This is a genomic window from Clostridium sp. KLE 1755, from assembly GCF_000466465.2.
GTDB lineage: Bacteria > Bacillota > Clostridia > Lachnospirales > Lachnospiraceae > Eisenbergiella > Eisenbergiella porci.
In genome coordinates this window covers 1-16,947 of the sequence record NZ_KE992736.1, presented here as the reverse complement: position 1 = coordinate 16,947, position 16,947 = coordinate 1, and the positions used below count along the sequence as shown (strand labels likewise).

General features: G+C 47.6%; 15 protein-coding genes. 7 read left to right on the top strand and 8 right to left on the bottom strand.

All coding sequences use genetic code 11. The features are described from left to right. Positions 1-409: 409 nt before the first annotated feature. Positions 410-775: a DapH/DapD/GlmU-related protein gene (locus tag HMPREF1548_RS17975; protein WP_286138120.1), complete on the top strand. Its 366-nt coding sequence runs from the start codon at positions 410-412 to the stop codon at positions 773-775. A 247-nt stretch (positions 776-1,022) separates the two neighbouring features. Here the strand turns inward: HMPREF1548_RS17975 and HMPREF1548_RS17970 are convergent, their stop codons facing one another. Both HMPREF1548_RS17970 and HMPREF1548_RS17965 read right to left on the bottom strand, forming a co-directional pair. Further along, positions 1,023-1,805 carry a PhzF family phenazine biosynthesis protein gene (locus HMPREF1548_RS17970; RefSeq protein WP_021637837.1) on the bottom strand — a complete coding sequence of 261 codons (783 nt, stop codon included), beginning with the start codon at positions 1,803-1,805 and terminating at the stop codon, positions 1,023-1,025. 16 nt (positions 1,806-1,821) lie between these two features. Continuing rightward, positions 1,822-2,025: a YbaK/EbsC family protein gene (locus HMPREF1548_RS17965; RefSeq protein ID WP_021637836.1), complete on the bottom strand. Its 204-nt coding sequence runs from the start codon at positions 2,023-2,025 to the stop codon at positions 1,822-1,824. Between the two features lie 103 nt (positions 2,026-2,128). On the opposite strand from HMPREF1548_RS17965, the gene HMPREF1548_RS17960 reads away from it, so the two are divergent. Then, a complete protein-coding gene (locus tag HMPREF1548_RS17960; protein ID WP_025491516.1) occupies positions 2,129-2,998 on the top strand; it encodes a LysR family transcriptional regulator in 870 nt (289 codons plus the stop codon). A gap of 600 nt (positions 2,999-3,598) precedes the next feature. Here HMPREF1548_RS17960 and HMPREF1548_RS17955 read toward each other — a convergent pair. The 6 genes from HMPREF1548_RS17955 to HMPREF1548_RS17930 all read right to left on the bottom strand — a co-directional run bounded on the left by HMPREF1548_RS17955 (position 3,599) and on the right by HMPREF1548_RS17930 (position 12,330). Beyond that, on the bottom strand, positions 3,599-4,591 hold the full coding sequence (locus HMPREF1548_RS17955) for a hypothetical protein (RefSeq protein WP_021637834.1): 993 nt from the start codon (positions 4,589-4,591) through the stop codon (positions 3,599-3,601). Between the two features lie 515 nt (positions 4,592-5,106). Continuing rightward, on the bottom strand, positions 5,107-6,636 hold the full coding sequence (rlmD, locus tag HMPREF1548_RS17950; RefSeq protein ID WP_021637832.1) for a 23S rRNA (uracil(1939)-C(5))-methyltransferase RlmD: 1,530 nt from the start codon (positions 6,634-6,636) through the stop codon (positions 5,107-5,109). Positions 6,637-6,756: 120 nt separating this feature from the next. Further along, entirely contained in the window at positions 6,757-7,071 is a 315-nt protein-coding gene (locus HMPREF1548_RS17945) for a hypothetical protein (RefSeq protein WP_330406340.1), read from the bottom strand. A gap of 220 nt (positions 7,072-7,291) precedes the next feature. Continuing rightward, the gene (pcrA, locus tag HMPREF1548_RS17940; RefSeq protein WP_035322785.1) at positions 7,292-9,631 is read right to left on the bottom strand and encodes a DNA helicase PcrA; all 2,340 of its coding nucleotides are present in this window, start codon (positions 9,629-9,631) and stop codon (positions 7,292-7,294) included. Between the two features lie 204 nt (positions 9,632-9,835). Then, on the bottom strand, positions 9,836-10,456 hold the full coding sequence (locus HMPREF1548_RS17935; RefSeq protein WP_021637828.1) for a hypothetical protein: 621 nt from the start codon (positions 10,454-10,456) through the stop codon (positions 9,836-9,838). Between the two features lie 122 nt (positions 10,457-10,578). Further along, complete coding sequence (locus HMPREF1548_RS17930) at positions 10,579-12,330, bottom strand: O-antigen ligase family protein (RefSeq protein ID WP_157065707.1); 1,752 nt, start codon at positions 12,328-12,330, stop codon at positions 10,579-10,581. A 230-nt stretch (positions 12,331-12,560) separates the two neighbouring features. On the opposite strand from HMPREF1548_RS17930, the gene HMPREF1548_RS17925 reads away from it, so the two are divergent. The 5 genes from HMPREF1548_RS17925 to HMPREF1548_RS17905 all read left to right on the top strand — a co-directional run. Continuing rightward, complete coding sequence (locus HMPREF1548_RS17925; RefSeq protein ID WP_051358432.1) at positions 12,561-13,133, top strand: ABC transporter substrate-binding protein; 573 nt, start codon at positions 12,561-12,563, stop codon at positions 13,131-13,133. Between the two features lie 168 nt (positions 13,134-13,301). Continuing rightward, the gene (locus tag HMPREF1548_RS17920; protein WP_035322783.1) at positions 13,302-14,672 is read left to right on the top strand and encodes a ParB/RepB/Spo0J family partition protein; all 1,371 of its coding nucleotides are present in this window, start codon (positions 13,302-13,304) and stop codon (positions 14,670-14,672) included. A 307-nt stretch (positions 14,673-14,979) separates the two neighbouring features. Further along, entirely contained in the window at positions 14,980-15,333 is a 354-nt protein-coding gene (locus HMPREF1548_RS17915) for a DUF7768 domain-containing protein (protein WP_021637824.1), read from the top strand. Continuing rightward, entirely contained in the window at positions 15,323-16,033 is a 711-nt protein-coding gene (locus HMPREF1548_RS17910; RefSeq protein WP_021637823.1) for an antirestriction protein ArdA, read from the top strand. The genes HMPREF1548_RS17915 and HMPREF1548_RS17910 overlap by 11 nt, the downstream gene beginning before the upstream one ends. A 14-nt stretch (positions 16,034-16,047) precedes the next feature. After that, the coding region (locus HMPREF1548_RS17905; protein ID WP_021637822.1) for a DUF8626 domain-containing protein at positions 16,048-16,947 on the top strand (900 nt) is incomplete at its 3' end.

Genomic DNA, 16,947 nt, shown 5'->3' with positions numbered 1-16,947 from the left:
TTTACGACTTTATCTTCTATACGTATTCACAAATTTATTTTAATGAAATATATTAAATTCACCAAGTGCTCTGCTGTTGGGGAGGCAATGGCTGAAATATATTCATTAGCTTCCATCAGGTACTCTGCAACAAGCCGTTTCCGAAAGCTTTTTGAGTTTCTTTTCAGCATACTTTTTTCCATCCTGCTCCATGGTAATCCGTCCTCAAATCTAATACATTCATTGTCCTGGCCAAGTTTCACCCCACAGGCTTAATTGAAATAAACAGCCACTAATTAATTCCTACTTTTGACTCTCAAACCAGTTACTTATTAGGTGATTGATTTCTGAACGCAGTATGGAACTCATATTCATACCTGTTTTTATGAAATTGGGTGGGCATAATGTACATCTTGGGAAAAATGTATATGTGAATTTTAATGCTACCTTTGTAGATGATGCAAATATCTATATTGGTGACGGAACACTACTTGCACCTAATGTGACCATTATTACTGCAATGCATCCAATTTCCCTTAAACTTCGTACTGAGGGTTACGGTTATAACAAACCTGTCTATATTGGAAAAAATGTTTGGATTGCTTCTAATGTTACAATTCTGCCTGGAGTACATATTGGAGATAATTCTGTGATTGGTGCTGCTTCTGTTGTAACCAAAGATATTCCCGCCAATGTAGTCGCCGTAGGCAGTCCTGCAAAAGTTATAAGGGAAATAACTGCAGATGATGATATTTATTACGATCATGGAAAGCTCATCGTAGATAATATAATATAATATTGAAATTTTTGATAACCTGAAAAATATAGCTTGCCGTAGAAGAACATTGTCCATGTTTATTAATACTTTTTACACTTTTACTAACAAATTCCAGCAATTATTTACTTAAAAATGATATGGGCAAAATTTAGCCCACATCATTTATATAAAGTGTCAATTATAAATACCCAGAGAAGAAAGAGGATGGTGGTTTCTTCTCCGGGCATTTTATTATAAAAATTATGACTGCCATATTTATTCAAGTCTACGATACATAAATTTCTGCTTTAGAATAAAGGATAGCTTTACCAGCTAATATTACTCTATCGTTTTCAATGCGACAATAAAGAACTCCGCTTCTTTTAGATGCCTGGAATGCAATCAATTCCCTTTTTTTAATCTTGTTAGCCCACAAAGGTATAACATGACAATGACCGGAACCACACACGGGATCTTCTAATACATTCAGCTTAGGTGCAAAACTTCGGGTAACACAATCATAAGTTGTGCCTTTTGCCGTAAGTTGGAGTAAAAGACCGTCCAATTCTTTCAGTCTTTCTTCATTTGGCATAGCCTGTAAAACCTGCTGTTCATCCGCCATTACACACACTAAGTCCCGCCCTAACCACGCTTCTGACGGGCGAAAACCGATTGCCAATTCCATTTCATCTGTGACTGGAACTTCTGTAAGCGGATAAGCCGGCATATCCATTTCATATAAATCATTTACCTTTTTTACAATGAGCTGACCGCTTTTTGTTTGAAAAGAAATGCTACCACTGTCTTTTTCAATAAAACGAAATAATACATATGCCGTACCCAAAGTGGCATGACCGCATAAGTCAATTTCACCGCCTGGTGTAAACCAGCGCAGTTCATATATGTTCTCCCTTTTTACGGTAAATGCAGTTTCAGAAAGATTATTTTCTTTCGCTATATTCTGCATTAACATATCGGGAATCCACTCCGGCAGAATGCAGACAGCAGCGGGATTTCCTTTGAAAACCTTATCTGTAAATGCATCAACAACATACTGCTTTATTTCCATTTAACATTCCCTCCTGCTAATTATTTATAAACCAATCTTTGCAAACATCTATCCACCCGGAAAAAGCAGAGTACTTCACTAAGGTCTTAGCAATTTGCATAGGCTGACAGCCAACTGCTTCTGCAGCTTCTTCAACTGTTGCACTCGAATTTGCAAGTGCAATTACTCGTTGACCCAAGCCAATATTTTCAAAGTATTGTTTCACATTTTCAAAAGACACATTTTTACCTCCTTGAGTTTTTCTTTCTGCCAGTATATACTATGCTTAAAAATAAGTAAAATTAATGTTTATTACATTAACATGCAAAAAGGTAATTTTAAAAATGAACAGATATATTGCACTCCAAAAAATAGTTGAACTCGGCAGTTTTACAAAAGCCGCCGATGTATTAGGCTATACGCAACCTGCCATGAGCCAAATGATTTCTTCACTGGAAAGAGAACTGTCTATTAAATTGCTCTATCGTTCCAGATATGGAATTCACCTGACTTTGGAGGGGGAACGACTTTTTCCCTCCATTCAGAAAACAGTTGCCGGGTATCAGTCCATGCTGGAAATTGCAAAAGAAATTAAGGGATTAGATAGTGGAATTATCCGTATAGGAACCATATCAAGCATTTCTTGTCACTGGCTTCCCGGTTTAATCAAACAATTTCAAGAAATTTATCCTAATGTGCAATTTATACTTCACCAAGGAGATTATACGTCTATTCCCGAATGGGTGCGGACCGGAGAAGCAGATTTTGGCTTTGTAAATCCCGACGCTATTCCCGGCGTTAAAACAAAATTTATTAAGAGCGGTGAGCTTCGGGCGGTTTTACCCGTAACTCATCCTTTGGCACAGAAATCATATATTACATTGGAAAATCTAGCCAAAGAACCTTTTTTGTTGTTAGAGGAAGGGGCGCTTAGCGAACCGATGGAAGCCTTTAAGCAGGCTGGCCTGGAACCCGTTATCCGGCTATGCGTTCATGATGATTACTCTATTTTATCTATGATTGAATCGGAATTAGGTGTTAGTATTTTACCGGAGTTGGTCTTGAGAAAAACGAATTATAGGGTCGCTATTCTCCAAATCAAACCTGCACTCACTCGGAAAATCGGAATAATTATGAAAGATAAAAATTCCTTGCCGATAGCAAGTAAATATTTCATTGATTTTCTTTTTGAACACATTGATGAACTTCCATAAAATTCATTTTAAATTACACAACAGAGGAGGACTGTATTTTATATTATTGTGTCATTTTACCGCACATGAGCATGATGCTAAATACAGAATTCCTCCCCACCTATTCAGAGGCGATAGTAAATATAAATATCAGTGTGTCATTATAGTAGTTATTCTTTTTATATAACCATAATCTTTTTGTTATGCAACAAAATTAAAACTATTAATTGCTTCCAAAATCATTGTGTAACTATTAATTGAAGCAATTGAGGAGATTTTATATATAATCTAAAAGATTCAGCAAAAAACTCCCTATCATTTTCTTCTGCATAAAAGCTTATCTTGTTTCTTTCATTAAAATATATTCTTCTGACATCTTTATCTTAAATCCTTCACTCTCAAAGACCTTTCTAATCTTTTCCGGTACCTTCAAGTATGCATTCATCAAATTATCAACAGATTTGTCATATATATTACCCTCTGTAATCAGTATCGCATTCGTACTTATAACTGGCCTTTTGTGCCCTGATTAATCACTCCCACTTCTTCTACCGCTTCAGTAGTTATACCATTCGCACCGATTAAAATAAGAAATAATATAATCCATAAATATTTCATTATTTAACATCCCTCTATATTTATCAACCTTGGCCAACGAATATCAAAAAAAGAAGGCATCCCAGAAGTCATGTATGACTTGAAGGATACCTTCAGTTCTATGAGTTCTTCAACGCTGGCAGGTGACTTCGTTTCCAGTAATGCTTTGTATTTCCATATGTTTTTTCCCTCTTCCTCCAAAAGAGACTGTGCCAGCAGATTCAACTTTTCTATATCCTGAAAACCAAATCTCATCTTTTCTAATTGTGAAATAACACTTTGGACTTTTTCAAATCTGCATTCCCCACCAATTTCAGCTGACAGATATTCCCTGCTCTCTCTAATTGATTCTTCTCTGCATGGCAGGCCAATCCAAGCTTCCCGATACCCGCCTTTTTCTCCGACTTCCAAACATATCAAAATGGGACAGTTGGATTCTTCTTTAAAGTTCTGTATCTTTTCATCATAAACATCATTCCATCCCTCTTCAAACCGAAAACAATACCCTTCCTCTGTAAAAACCCCGTTTTCCTGTTCAACCATATATGTTCCTACTTTTTTCTCACTTAGCAAGTCGTAAATTTCTTCTGAAAGACTTTCAAGAATAGGAAGAACATCCATTTCAATAGCAAACGCTCCCAGTTCTTCTTCCGAATGTATTCCTGCATAAAATTCGAAACGCTCCAAGCTAAATGCTGCATTAATAAGACTTCTCATAGTCAGTTCCGACAGGAAATGGAGCACCGCTTCGTACTTATATATATTAAATTCATCAAAAGTAAAAATACCCGTTGCCAGGACATCAGCTTCTTTTATCGTAGGTTCACAATTTTCTAAGATAGGGATAAGAAACTCCGGCCAAAAAAGGAATTCCAGGACATAGTTATTTTTCCCACACACCCGGGCCCGTTGTAAAGCATCTTCAATTTCTGCTTTTGAGGCTGGCAGACTGATGGCACAGCCATCGTAGTTCGGGTTACAGGTAATGTCTTTTGTATAAATGCATACTTCATACATAAGAATTTTCCTTTCTCTGAATTTGTCTTATGCTGCTCTACATAGGCTGAATGACATCACCTCCCTTCCTGGTTCCCATTTATACACTAACTAAAGAAAACGGCCATGTGAAATATTTCACTTAGCCGCCTCTTATCTTAATCTTATATATCTCATTTTTGTCTTACAAATTTTCTATACTGTTTTAAAACTATCTTAGCTTTTGAGAAACACACTACACCGTTAAATATAAATCCTTTCCAAAATTAATTAGAGCCATTATTACCTGCAGCCAGAATTAACGGCTTAGTCATAATTCATCCCCAAAAAGCAGCCATATATTTAATTATACATGGCTGCTTTTTCCCCTTACAACGCAATTCCTGATTATCGAATTTCCATAAAATAGATTTTATATATTCTCCTTGTTTTTTAGTCTTTCTATAAAAACAAGGCCTAAAGCAGCAAACCATCATCAAAACAGGGAAAATAAATACCGTTTTTTGCCTGTTTTCAGCTTCATTTTAAGTCTTTTTTCAGTCCTTAACCACAACATCCTGTTGTTTATTTTCATTTTTTACAGACAAACCACAACGCTCCATCATTACCACTGTCTCAATCCCGGAAGTCCACGGAAACTGATCCACAGCAACCGCTCTCCTAACCGCATATCCGTTCCCAAGAAACACCTCCAGATCCCGTACCAGACTGGTAGGCTTGCAGGATATATACACCAGCCTCTCCACCCCATATCTGATAATCTTCTGCAGCGCCCCGGGATGAATCCCGTCCCTGGGCGGATCCAGGATAATAAAATCCGGTTTTTCTTCAATCTCATCCAGCACCTTCAGCACATCACCGGCGATGAACTCACAGTTATTAAGCCCGTTCAGCTGTGCGTTCTTTTTCGCGGCCTCCACAGCCTCCTCCACGATTTCCACGCCAATCACCTTTTCCGCCACCGGCGCCATCAGCTGCGCAATGGTTCCGGTACCGCTGTAAAGATCATACACCACACAGCCTTCCTTTTTCAGTTCTCCGATGTACTCCCGGGCCGTGCGGTAGAGCACCTCCGCGCCATAGCTGTTTGTCTGGAAAAAGGAGAATACCGATACCTTAAACCTCAGCCCCAGCAGCTCCTCATAAAAATAATCCTGCCCATAAAGTACTTCCGTCCGGTCGCTTTGAACCACATCGGCCACGGAATCGTTTTCAATATGCAGAATTCCCGCAATTTTTCCCTCCAGCGGCAGTCCCAGAAGCATGTCCCGGAATGCAGCCAGATCCCTGTTTTCCTGCGTTGTAGTAACCAGTGCAATCAATATCTCCCCGGTATGGGATGCCTTTCTCACCAGCAGATGCCTCAGATACCCCTGATGTGTCAACCTGTGGAAGAAGGCCGCCTTCTCCGCGGTAAAATAGTCCAGCGTCCCCTTAAGAATCCTCCGGTAGTCCTCATCCACAATCCTGCAGTCCCTCACAGATACAATATCATAAAAACTCCCCCTCTTATGCATCCCCAATGCCAGGGGGCCGTCCTTTACCTCGTCCCCGAAGGAAAATTCCATCTTGTTCCTGTAGCCCAGCTGCCTCGGGCTTGCTTTTATCGGCTCCCAAACCCATGGCTCCTCCTGCCTGCAAAGCACGCTGTCCAAAAGCTCCTTTACCTGCTTTTCCTTCAGCGCCAGCTGCTTTTCATAAGGAAGCGCCAGATATGTACAGCCGCCGCAGCTTCCGAAATGGGGGCAGGGCGCTTCCACCTCATCGGGCGCCTGCTCCAGCACCTCCAGCACACGTCCCTCTCCTTTTCCTTTGCGTACCTTTGTTATCATCACGGAAAGCTTTTGTCCGGGAAGCACATTTTTTACCGTACAGTACTCAGCCGCAGAAGCCATTTTTGTTGTGGAAGTTCCCATTGCAGACGCTTCCGCCGCAAAGGTTTCTGCCGCGGACATTCCCGGAGCCGTTCCTTCCTCCCTGTCTTTTAAAGGCAGCAATTCCACATTTCCTTTATTGGGGAACTTCACGTCCCGTACGATTCCTTCTCTGACCTGACCTTTTTTCATATCGCCCTCTCACTTCTTCCATTCTGTATAATAAACTTCATAACTGTCCCATTACAAAACATTAATAAAACGCCTAAAAAACGGGATGCCTCAGCATCCCGTCTCCTGTCGATACTTTACTTATTCTTCACTTGTTTCTTCATCATTCCCGGCATCATCTGCCTTGGCAGTATCTTCTGTTGTATCGGTGCCTTCTTCATCCTCATCTTCAAAAAATTCGTCGTCGAAATCATCATCAAAATCGTCGTCGAAATCTTCCAGATAATCAGGAGTAAGATAACGGTACACCGCATATGCAATTCCTGCTACCGCCGCAATGGCTCCGATAATTGCAAGAATCCAGAGAACTGTATTCCCATTGTCTTTCTTTTCTTCTTTTTTGCCAAGGAGTTCGTTTACTTTCATCATTTCTAATACCTCATCCAGCTTTCCCATGCAAACCATCCTTTCTTCCCTGCTACTAGTATGCTTAAATACTGTTCTTATCATACCACTTTTTACATTGCTTTACTATAAATTTTTCATGAAATAAATATGAACTTGTCGTATCCATATATCAGTTCAGTTTACTGAACCGATACGTTACGATGCCCGGGAAAAAATATAATCCGGCCGTCAGAACACAACAAACCGGTTCTCCAAAAGCGGCTTCCCCTTATATCTTCTTCAGCTTTGCAAAAGCGGCATACATGATCTTCTGGCCCGCTTTATCAAAAAGAACGGTGACCTGATAGTCCCTCGGTCCGTCCACAATGTTGAGCACGGTTCCTTCTCCATATTTAATATGGCGCACCCTGTCACCAATACCGTATTCCAAACTGGCCTGTTTGGTTCCTGCCCCCTTGCTCAGTCCTGCTACTCCGGCCAGGCTTCCGATGCCCTGGGCAATGAAGGGCTTGTTTTCCGGATCGGTCCGTTTGGGCTTTACCACAGCTTTCGGCCGCCAGTCCGCTGCCTGGGAGGGCGCGCCCGCATAATTGCCGCCATAAGGGGCCGTCTGGAATCTGGCGCGGCTTTCCGGCGTCTCCCTGTATTCCTCAAAATCCGTTTTTTTCTTGAATATCTGAGGCTTGTTATCCAGCAATTCCCCGGGGACCTCCCTGACAAACCGGCTGACCGGGTTGTACTGCGTCTCGCCGCGCAGCATGCGCTGTTTTGCACAGGTGATCGTCAGATCCTCCTTGGCCCTGGTGATTCCCACATAGGCCAGGCGGCGTTCCTCTTCCACTGCCGAAGGGTCGTCGGAGGTGATTGTCATGTAGCTGGGGAACACGCCGTCCTCCAGTCCGGCCAGATATACATGGGGGAACTCCAGTCCCTTCGCGGAATGCAGGGTCATGAGAAGCACCCGGTTATCCTCCGCATCCACACCGTCAATATCAGCCACCAGCGCCACCTCTTCCAAAAACTCGCTCAGGGAGGGGTCGTCATGGCTGTCCTCATAAGCCACCACCTTACTTACCAGCTCGTCGATATTCTGGATACGATCCTCCGCATCCTCCTCGTCCGATTCCTGAAGCTCCTTCACATAGCCCGTGGTTTCGATAATATCGTTCATCAGCTCTTGCAGGCTGTAATATTCCAGCTTGCTGCGGAAGGACTGGATCATCATTACAAAGGGCTTCAGCTTTGCCGCACTTTTTCCGATGCTCAGAATCTGATCGGCTTCCCGGAGCGCATCATAGAAGCTGAGTCCCCTGGCGTCCGCATATTCCTGCACACGCAGGATGGTGGTTGCGCCGATTCCCCGCCTGGGAACGTTGATGATGCGCTTTACCGCCAGATCGTCCCGCCCGTTGTCAATGGTCTTAAGATATGCCAGCATGTCCTTGATTTCCCGGCGCGAGTAGAAATTAACCCCGCCCACCACATCGTAGGGAATGCCTTCCATAATAAAACGTTCTTCCAGAATACGGGATTGTGCGTTGGTGCGGTAAAGAACCGCGCAGTCCCTGAATTCCGCTTTCCCGTATTTTTTCTTCTTTCCGATTTCACCTGCAATGAATTCGGCTTCCTCATAGGCGGTGTCAAACTGGCGGAAATGAATCTGGTCGCCCTCTCCCTTTTCCGTCCACAGCGCCTTCTCCTTACGCTCCACGTTATTACGGATCACCGCATTGGCCGCATCCAGGATGGTCTGCGTGGAACGGTAATTCTGCTCCAGCTTGATAACCTCCGCCTCGGGAAACACCTTTTCAAAATCCAGGATATTGCTGATATTGGCCCCGCGGAACTTATAGATGGACTGATCGTCATCGCCCACCACGCACAGGTTCCGGTACTTGCCCGCCAGCAGGTGTATCAGCTCAAACTGGGCCGTATTCGTATCCTGGTACTCATCCACCATGATATAACGGAAACGCTCCTGATAATAATCCAGCACATCCGGGCAGGTCTTAAACAGCTCCACTGTCTTTACAATTAAATCGTCAAAATCCAGCGCATTATTCTTATGCAGAACCTCCTGATATTCCTTATAAACCTGCGCCGCCCTCTGCTTCGTGTAATCCCCCATGGCCTTCAGCTCATATTCCACCGGGGAGATCAGGCTGTCCTTTGCCGATGAAATGACGGATAACAGCGTCCGCTCCTTCAGCGTCTTGGTATCTATCTGCAGACGTTTGCAGATATCCTTCATGATATTTTTCGTATCGTCCGTATCATAGATGGTGAAATTATTCCCGTAGCCCAGCCGTTCTATGTATCTGCGCAGAATACGGACACAGGTGGAATGGAAGGTGGATACCCAGATGCTCTCCGAGCCAAAGCCCACGATATCGTCCACTCTGTCGCGCATTTCCCCCGCCGCCTTATTGGTAAAGGTAATGGCCAGGATATTCCAGGGGTTCACCCTCTTTTGTTCTATCAGATAAGCAATGCGGTGGGTCAGCACGCGGGTCTTCCCGCTTCCCGCACCGGCAAGTATCAGCACCGGGCCGTCCGTGTGGTAGACCGCCTCCTGCTGCCTTTCATTTAAAGTATCATAAATGCTCATATTATTTCTCCATTCTCGCCTCTTCCGTAAATCCATGCTCTCTATTATATCGGAACATGCATTCGATGTCGATAGAAAAAAGGGAAATTTTTTATAAAAAACCAGTCTGCCAAGCCGGTTGGGAAAGCCGGAAAAAGCTGCCGGGAATCACCTCCCGGCAGCCTGCCCGCCGCGCACGGCTTTATATATGACGTCCAACTGTACTTAATAAACCAGCGCCAGCACGCCAAAATTGCTTGTGGCCACCGTCACCGTCCTCGGATCCACATCCAGATCCGGCAGCACCTCAATGGAGCCGTTTGCAATGCTGATTACCTGAAAATTATTCCAGGCCTGGAACTGATCCGGCACACCGATGGTCAGCACCACAGGAGCGAGCGTCCGGCTTATGATGTTAGTTTTCCCGCCGGCATTGCTCGTCAGCTGCACATCCAGCATGGATATCACGTTTCTTCCGTTCATAGCCGCAGTGAGGAACACCGCCTGCCTGGCCTGCGGCCCTGTCTTTCCTTCCGTTACGGAAAAATAAAGGCCCGCACCGTTCTTTATCTGGGCATCCGTCAGCCCGGCAGCCGTTTTCACCATACCGTCCGGCGAAAGGATGATGACCCCTTTTACCGTGTCCGCATAAAAATAGGTAGGCACCGTGGAATTCAGCTTAATTCCGGTACTCATCTGCACCACATTGGGCTTTGTGGGCGCCGGCGCATTCCCGCTGGCCGAATTGCCGCTGGCCGAGCCTGAGGCCCCGGCCGTAATGGGAATCACCACTGTGAGCAGCACCGCTGCCGCAAAATACATCAGCCATTTCTTTCCTTTTTTCATAGCAACACCTTACCCTTTCCCGTTGCACGCCTCCGGGCCAGCCGGCCGGACGCTCCCCTTTTTCCATAAATCTTTGTAGCTGTTCACCATCCTCACTATTGAAGGCCTTTTACTCTTTATCCTCATTTTACCCTATTCTCACGCTTTATACAACCACTGTTCCATGCCAGTCCTATCGCAAGAAAAAGGAGGGGTGTGCTCGTAATCTGCTGAAAACTAACCATATTATGAACCGTGTAGGTAATGATTGCCAGCGCTCCCGCCGCCCCTGCAGTTCCGCCCTTACGCAGGAAACGCACCGCAGCGCTGACCAGGAAGCCCGCATAAGCAATGAGTCCCAGCAGCCCGGTGTCCATCAGCAAGGTCATCCACTCGTTATGGCAGTTGGTCAGGACCGCATCCGCATAAATCTGCGTCAGAAGCGGCCTGCCGCCCTGCTCCGCATAAAGGAAGGCCTTCAGGCAGTCCGGCCCCACGCCGAACATCTTCCTGGCAATGTCCTGTTCCCGCCATATTTCCAGGCACTCCTTCCAGATACCGCCCCGTCCGTTCCCCCACTCCTCATTGAAAATAAAAATGGACGGCAGGCTTTCCTTCATCCCTTCCCCTCCCAGCGTACCGGCCGCCAGAAGTCCCGCACAGATCACCGCTGCCGCCGCCGGCAGCAGCACGCCCATTTTCCGCATAAGGGAAAGACGCCTTCCCTGCTGTACGGCATCTGCAGACTTGTCGTTCCCCGTCCTGCCTTTTTTTACTCCGCTGCGCTCCATCCCGCCTTTTTTCATTCCAGAGCGCTCCCCAGCGCACTCCGTCCCGCCGCATTTCTTCCACCAGAGCCGTCCCGCAAACGCAGCCGCCGTAACCGCCCCCGCGCCATACAAAACGATCCCCGTTATCCCGCTGCCCGCTTCCACAGTCCCCCGAAACACCCGCAGTCCCAGCAGCCCCACGAAAACAGCGCCCGAAGCCGTCAGAAACACATCCTGGAATGCGGACATTTCCGCTCCGTCCCTGCAGGAAATCAGGAACAGCACCCACAGCGCCGTCCCTATGATCAGAAAACCGCTGTCACTCCCCTGCACAGCCGTACACAGAAAAGCCGCCGCCGTGAAAGCCCCCGCTCCCGCCTGCAGCCATTTTCTGCCTTTCCGCCCTTCCCTGCATTTTCCGCCGTTCTGCGCTTCCCTGCGGCTTTCCCAGAACACCGCGGTCCCCACAGGCAGCAGCACCGACAGATACCCGCACAGCCAGTTCACATTCCCAATAGTGGAAAGCGTCGTATCCGACCTTCCCCGGAAATCCACCGGCCAAAAGCCGAACCGGTTCAGCACCGCCAACAGGCAAATCCCGCCAGAAACTCCCAGAATCACCCCAACCGCTTCTTTTTCCGCCTTCCAGACATACGCATAATAAAAATAAAGCGCCAGAAAGCTCATCTGGGAAAAAAGCCCCATATACCAGCCCTCCGCCCCAAACAATCCCTCTTTTTTATAGGAAGAAAGACAAAAAGAAAGTATCACCGCAGCGCCATAAGCCAAAAGAAAAAGCTCCGGCAGCCAGGTTCCGGCCTTCTCCTTAATCCAAATGCCCGGCAGCGTCCCATTCCCGCCTTTTTCCCTGCCCCAGAGCCTCCGGCGTCCCCCTTTACAGCCACCCGCCGCTTTTACCGCAGCAAAAATCACCATCAAGGGCAGCGCCATGAAGCCCACATTCCGGTAAAGCTGGAATTTTGCCGTCCCAAGCCCATAATATCCGTCATGCATATACAGCGGCACCATACAGGCCGCAACCAGAAGATATACCGTTGCGGCGGCCTGCATGGCTTTTTCACACATCCCGCCCGCTTTTTTCCGCCAATCTGCAAATCCTGCCATTTTCCCGCCCAGCTTCCTTTTTCCGTAACCGCCCAGTCCCCTCGCAGCTTTTTGCCCCAATCCACAAGTGACTTTTTTCCGCTCTTTTCTATCATTATCCCCAATCCCTCCTTAGCTGTCAAGCCGGCGCTTCCCCCCAAAAAAGCGGCTGTACAGCCATACCAGCCAAAAAAGAAGCACCTTCCGCGCTTTTTTTCATACAATATACCATCAAACCTATGGAGGGATTTATGAAAAAAAGAATTCTCGCATTTACTTTGGTTCTTGCCATGGCTGTCTTTACCTTTGCAGGCTGTGGTAAGAAGCAGGAAACCGCCAAGGATACGCCGGATAAAGCAATGACGGAGGTTACGCTGAATGAGGTAGCCCATTCCATTTTTTATGCGCCGATGTACGTGGCCATCGAAGAAGGCTATTTTGCCCAGGAGGGCATCGACCTCACGCTGGTTACCGGCTTCGGAGCCGATAAAACCATGACCGCCGTACTTACAGACGAAGCCGATATCGGCTTTATGGGCTCTGAAGCCTCCATTTATACTTATCTGGGCGGCACGGAGGACTATGTGGTAAACTTCGCACAGCTGACCCAGCGCGCGGGCAACTTCCTGGTAGCCAGGGAGCCGATTGACAACTTCTCCTGGGATATGGTGAAAAACACCACCATTCTCGGCGGCAGGGCCGGCGGCCGACCTAAGCATGATGTAACATTTGAGAACATCAGGGAGATTTACGAGTGGACAAGCCAAAAAGCCTTAGATTTGGCGGTTTTCAAGTATGATGAAAAGATTATATCTGCTTCATAGCATTGATTGAATATATTTAGTTTGCTTAAAGAGGACAGGCCCGCCCTGTCCTTTTTACTATCCTAAAAGGAAGGAGGCGAAAATTGTCGCAAGGAAATAACCCCTTAACCGGGCCTGACCGTAATGGTTGGGCCTTTTTTCATGCCACGAAAAGGAGGTAATGCACACATGGCTGATGAAAAGCCTAAAACTTTACAGGAACAGTCCTCTCCCACCGGCCCGCCTGTCAGTCAGGAGGTCAAGGACACGGCTCCGGCTGTAGCTCAACCGGACAAGGAAAAGGACAAGGCGGCTGACACAAAAGCGGTTGAAGTGAAGGAAACAGAAGCCGCTGGTTCTAAAAAGCTGGACGATATTGTAAAGCAAGTCAAAGAAGCCCAGCAGAAACAGACCGAGGCCAGCCCCGCCGCTCCCGGCAAAAAACAGTCCGCTTCTATTACTAAGATATCTGATTTGCCAAAGACCGGACAAAAGAAAGCCGAGAAACCGGAGCCCACAAAAAAGACTGCCGCTCCCAAAAAAGAGACAATGGAAAAGCCCGTACAGCCCGTAAAATCGGGAAAATCCAAAAGTACAGCTCCGGTTTCCAAAGGAGCTCCCTGTGCCAGCGCCCCGGCACAGGCGGCACCCACGCCCCCGGAGCCGCCAAAGGAGGCACCCCGCAGGGGAGAGGAACAGATTGTCTATTTGAAACTGAATGAGCTCCACGCCTTCAAAAACCACCCCTTCGGTGTGCGTGACGATGAAGAAATGCGGGCCATGGTTTCCAGCGTCAAGGACAAGGGCGTGACACAGCCTGCTATCGTCCGGCCCTTGGAGGGCGGCGGCTATGAGATTGTATCCGGCCACCGCCGCCAGAAGGCCAGCGAACTGGCAGGCTACACGGACATGCCCTGTATCGTCCGCAACCTGACCGATGATGAAGCCATCACGCAGATGGTGGAGGATAACTTAAACCAGCGTGAGGAAATTCTCCCCAGTGAAAAGGCAAAGGCCCTGAAAATGCAGTTGGAGGCCATCAAACATCAGGGAACCCGGACTTCGGGCCATGTTGACCCGAAGGAGGCCGGGAAACGCTCCAATGAGATTGTGGCAGAGCGCAACAAGATGGCGGTCAAACAGGTTCAGCGGTTTATCCGGCTCAATGAGCTGGTTCCCGACTTAATGAAGCTGGTGGACGATAAGAAAATCGGCTTCACGACAGCCGTGGAGCTCTCCTATATCAATAAGAAGAACCAAAACTATATCGCTGTCTCCATTGACAGCCAGCAGGCTTCCCCCACACAGGCACAGGCCAAACGCATGAGGGAGCTTGACGAAAAGAAACTGCTCAATGGTGACGTGATTGACGGAATTATGATGGAGGACAAGAAGGAGGTAGACAAAGTGATTTTAACAGGTGCAGAGCTGGGGAAATATTTTGGCGCGGAGGCCACCCCGAGGGAAATGAAAGACCAGATCATCAAACTGCTGGACGATTGGAAGGGACAGCAGAAGGAACAGGTCAAGCCGGAGAAAAAAGCTGACAAGGAGAAATAAGCAGGGCTTCGGGCCAGTGTGACCCGAGACTAAGACCGTGGGGCGCAGCCCCACGCCCCGAAGCTCGAAGGATATATAATTCCCCGTCGCCGTTTGTTGGATAGCATAGCCGGGAAAATCTGTCAAGGGCCTGCCGCCGTAGGCGGTGCTTCGCACCCTTGACAGATTTCTCCCGGTTATGCTTTAAGGCGGTCAAGCGACGGGGATATAAATTCCTTTGAGCCGTTCCCCTTCCCACGGGAAGGGGCGGAGGGGTTGGGCTTTATCCTGCTACTGCTCTTTTATAGAAGAAACGGAGGTAAAAACAGTGAAACGACCTTTAGCTTATATTACTGCGGCATGGAACGGGGAGCCGGATATTGACACCGCCCTTGCTGTCCAATACTGCCGGATTACTTACGAAGCGGGATTTTCACCTATCTGCCCGCTCCTATATCTGCCGCTGTTTATCAATGACGCTATCCCCGAGGAACATAAGGACGGGATTGACATGCGCCGGGATATGCTCCGGCGGGCCCGGGTGCTTGTTGTCTGCGGCGGCGCTGTGGACGAAGATGTGAAGAATGATATTGCCGTGGCCCAGCGGCTGAACATTACGGCAACCACCCTGGACGGGATTGTGACGGTCAACCAGCAGGGCCGGAACGCCAATGATATTTGAAGCCTATCTGACGAATGTAGCCTTATATGCCATCAGAGGCGTTGAGGTCGGGGAATATTTAAAATTCCCAGCCACCACGGAGGAAATACAGGCGCTTCTTTCCCGGATAGAAATAGACGGGAAGAAATATTCAGAAATCTTCATCACGAACTTTGAGAGTGACGTGCTGGGGCTGTACGATTACCTTGATGAATATGAGGATATTGACGAGCTGAACCATCTGGCGCATGTTCTGGAGGAAGTACGGGATAATGGCGAACTGGAAAAGTATGAAGCCGCCCTTGTCTTAGGAAAACATACGGCAAGCGTGAAAGATTTAATCAATCTCGCTCAAAATCTTAATATTTACAATTTTCAGCCGGGTATAGAGACTTGGGAGGCTTTAGGCTGTTATTATGCGGACGAGCTCATGACAATCCATATTCCTTCCGATATACGGGCCTATTTTGACTATGAGGCATACGGCCGCGATATCGCCATCAACGAAGGCGGCTGTTTTGCGCCGGCTGGTTATGTGTCCGCCGCTCCCCTTGGATTCACCGAGTATTACCACGGGACAGAGGATATCCCCGCAGAGCACCGTGTATTTGCCTATCCGAACGAGACGCCACATTCCATTCTGGAAACCCTGAAACAGTTAAAAGAAGCCCCGCCTGCCCCGAAAAAGGAAAAGACGGGGCCTTCCCATGAGGAACGGTAAGACTTCGGGCCAGCATGGCCCGAGGCCGCAAAGGAGGTGCAGGCAACATCAACTACTATCCAATCAACGAGACAGCGGCCCGCCGCGCCAAAGAGATGAACAGCTTTTATGATTATCAGGAAGGGAGCGCAACCACAGAATACCGCAACCTTGTAGATAAGGCCGCTGCTGTGGCGGAAAAACAGAAAGCAAGGGTTGACCCCATGTTCCATGAAAAAATCGACCATCTGCTTGATACCTATTCCCGCAAACTGGCGGAAAACATGAACCAGCAGTTTGCGATTGACGCGCGGGTTCCGTCCGTCATGATAGCGGGGCCTGCCAACTTCCCTATCAGGAAGAAGGAAAACCAGAACCGGGCCCGTGACAGCAACATGGAGGAATGGCGGCATATTCAGGGCCTCCTTGATAAAATCCGCAGTACGGGCATGGGCGGAATCAGTGCGGACGACCCGGAAGCTGTCCCGAAGCTGAAAGAGAAACTGGAAGGGCTGGAACGCTCCCAACTGATTATGAAGGAAGTAAACGTCTATTACCGCAAACACGGAACGCTTGACGGCTGTGCCCTTCTCTCCCCTGACCAGATAGAAAAGCTAAAGGCGGATATGGCCCGGTGCAGTTGGCTGAGAAAGCCCTTTGACCTTACGAACACCAGCGCGGAAATCCGCAGGATAAAGGAACGAATCGAAGATTTAAGCAAACGGGCCGAAACGGAATTTTTCGGCTGGGAGTTTGAGGGCGGCCATGTGGAGATGAACCGGCAGGAAAACCGTCTGCAAATCTTTTTTGACGGGAAACCGGACGCCGATACCCGCACGGAGCTCAAAGGGAACGGATTCCGGTGGGCCCCCAGCGTGGGCGCGTGGCAGCGACAGCTTACCGATAACGCGATCTGGGCCGCCGACCGTCTGGCT

Bases quoted from the DNA above. Each gene is read 5' to 3' on its own strand.
- HMPREF1548_RS17970 (WP_021637837.1), bottom strand. From the start codon at position 1,805: ATGGAAATAAAGCAGTATGTTGTTGATGCATTTACAGATAAGGTTTTC.
- HMPREF1548_RS17925 (WP_051358432.1), top strand. From the start codon at position 12,561: ATGAAAAAAAGAATTCTCGCATTTACTTTGGTTCTTGCCATGGCTGTC.
- HMPREF1548_RS17930 (WP_157065707.1), bottom strand. From the start codon at position 12,330: ATGGCAGGATTTGCAGATTGGCGGAAAAAAGCGGGCGGGATGTGTGAA.
- HMPREF1548_RS17910 (WP_021637823.1), top strand. From the start codon at position 15,323: ATGATATTTGAAGCCTATCTGACGAATGTAGCCTTATATGCCATCAGA.
- HMPREF1548_RS17920 (WP_035322783.1), top strand. From the start codon at position 13,302: ATGGCTGATGAAAAGCCTAAAACTTTACAGGAACAGTCCTCTCCCACC.
- HMPREF1548_RS17955 (WP_021637834.1), bottom strand. From the start codon at position 4,591: ATGTATGAAGTATGCATTTATACAAAAGACATTACCTGTAACCCGAAC.
- HMPREF1548_RS17945 (WP_330406340.1), bottom strand. From the start codon at position 7,071: ATGGGAAAGCTGGATGAGGTATTAGAAATGATGAAAGTAAACGAACTC.
- HMPREF1548_RS17935 (WP_021637828.1), bottom strand. From the start codon at position 10,456: ATGAAAAAAGGAAAGAAATGGCTGATGTATTTTGCGGCAGCGGTGCTG.
- rlmD (WP_021637832.1), bottom strand. From the start codon at position 6,636: ATGAAAAAAGGTCAGGTCAGAGAAGGAATCGTACGGGACGTGAAGTTC.
- pcrA (WP_035322785.1), bottom strand. From the start codon at position 9,631: ATGAGCATTTATGATACTTTAAATGAAAGGCAGCAGGAGGCGGTCTAC.
- HMPREF1548_RS17960 (WP_025491516.1), top strand. From the start codon at position 2,129: ATGAACAGATATATTGCACTCCAAAAAATAGTTGAACTCGGCAGTTTT.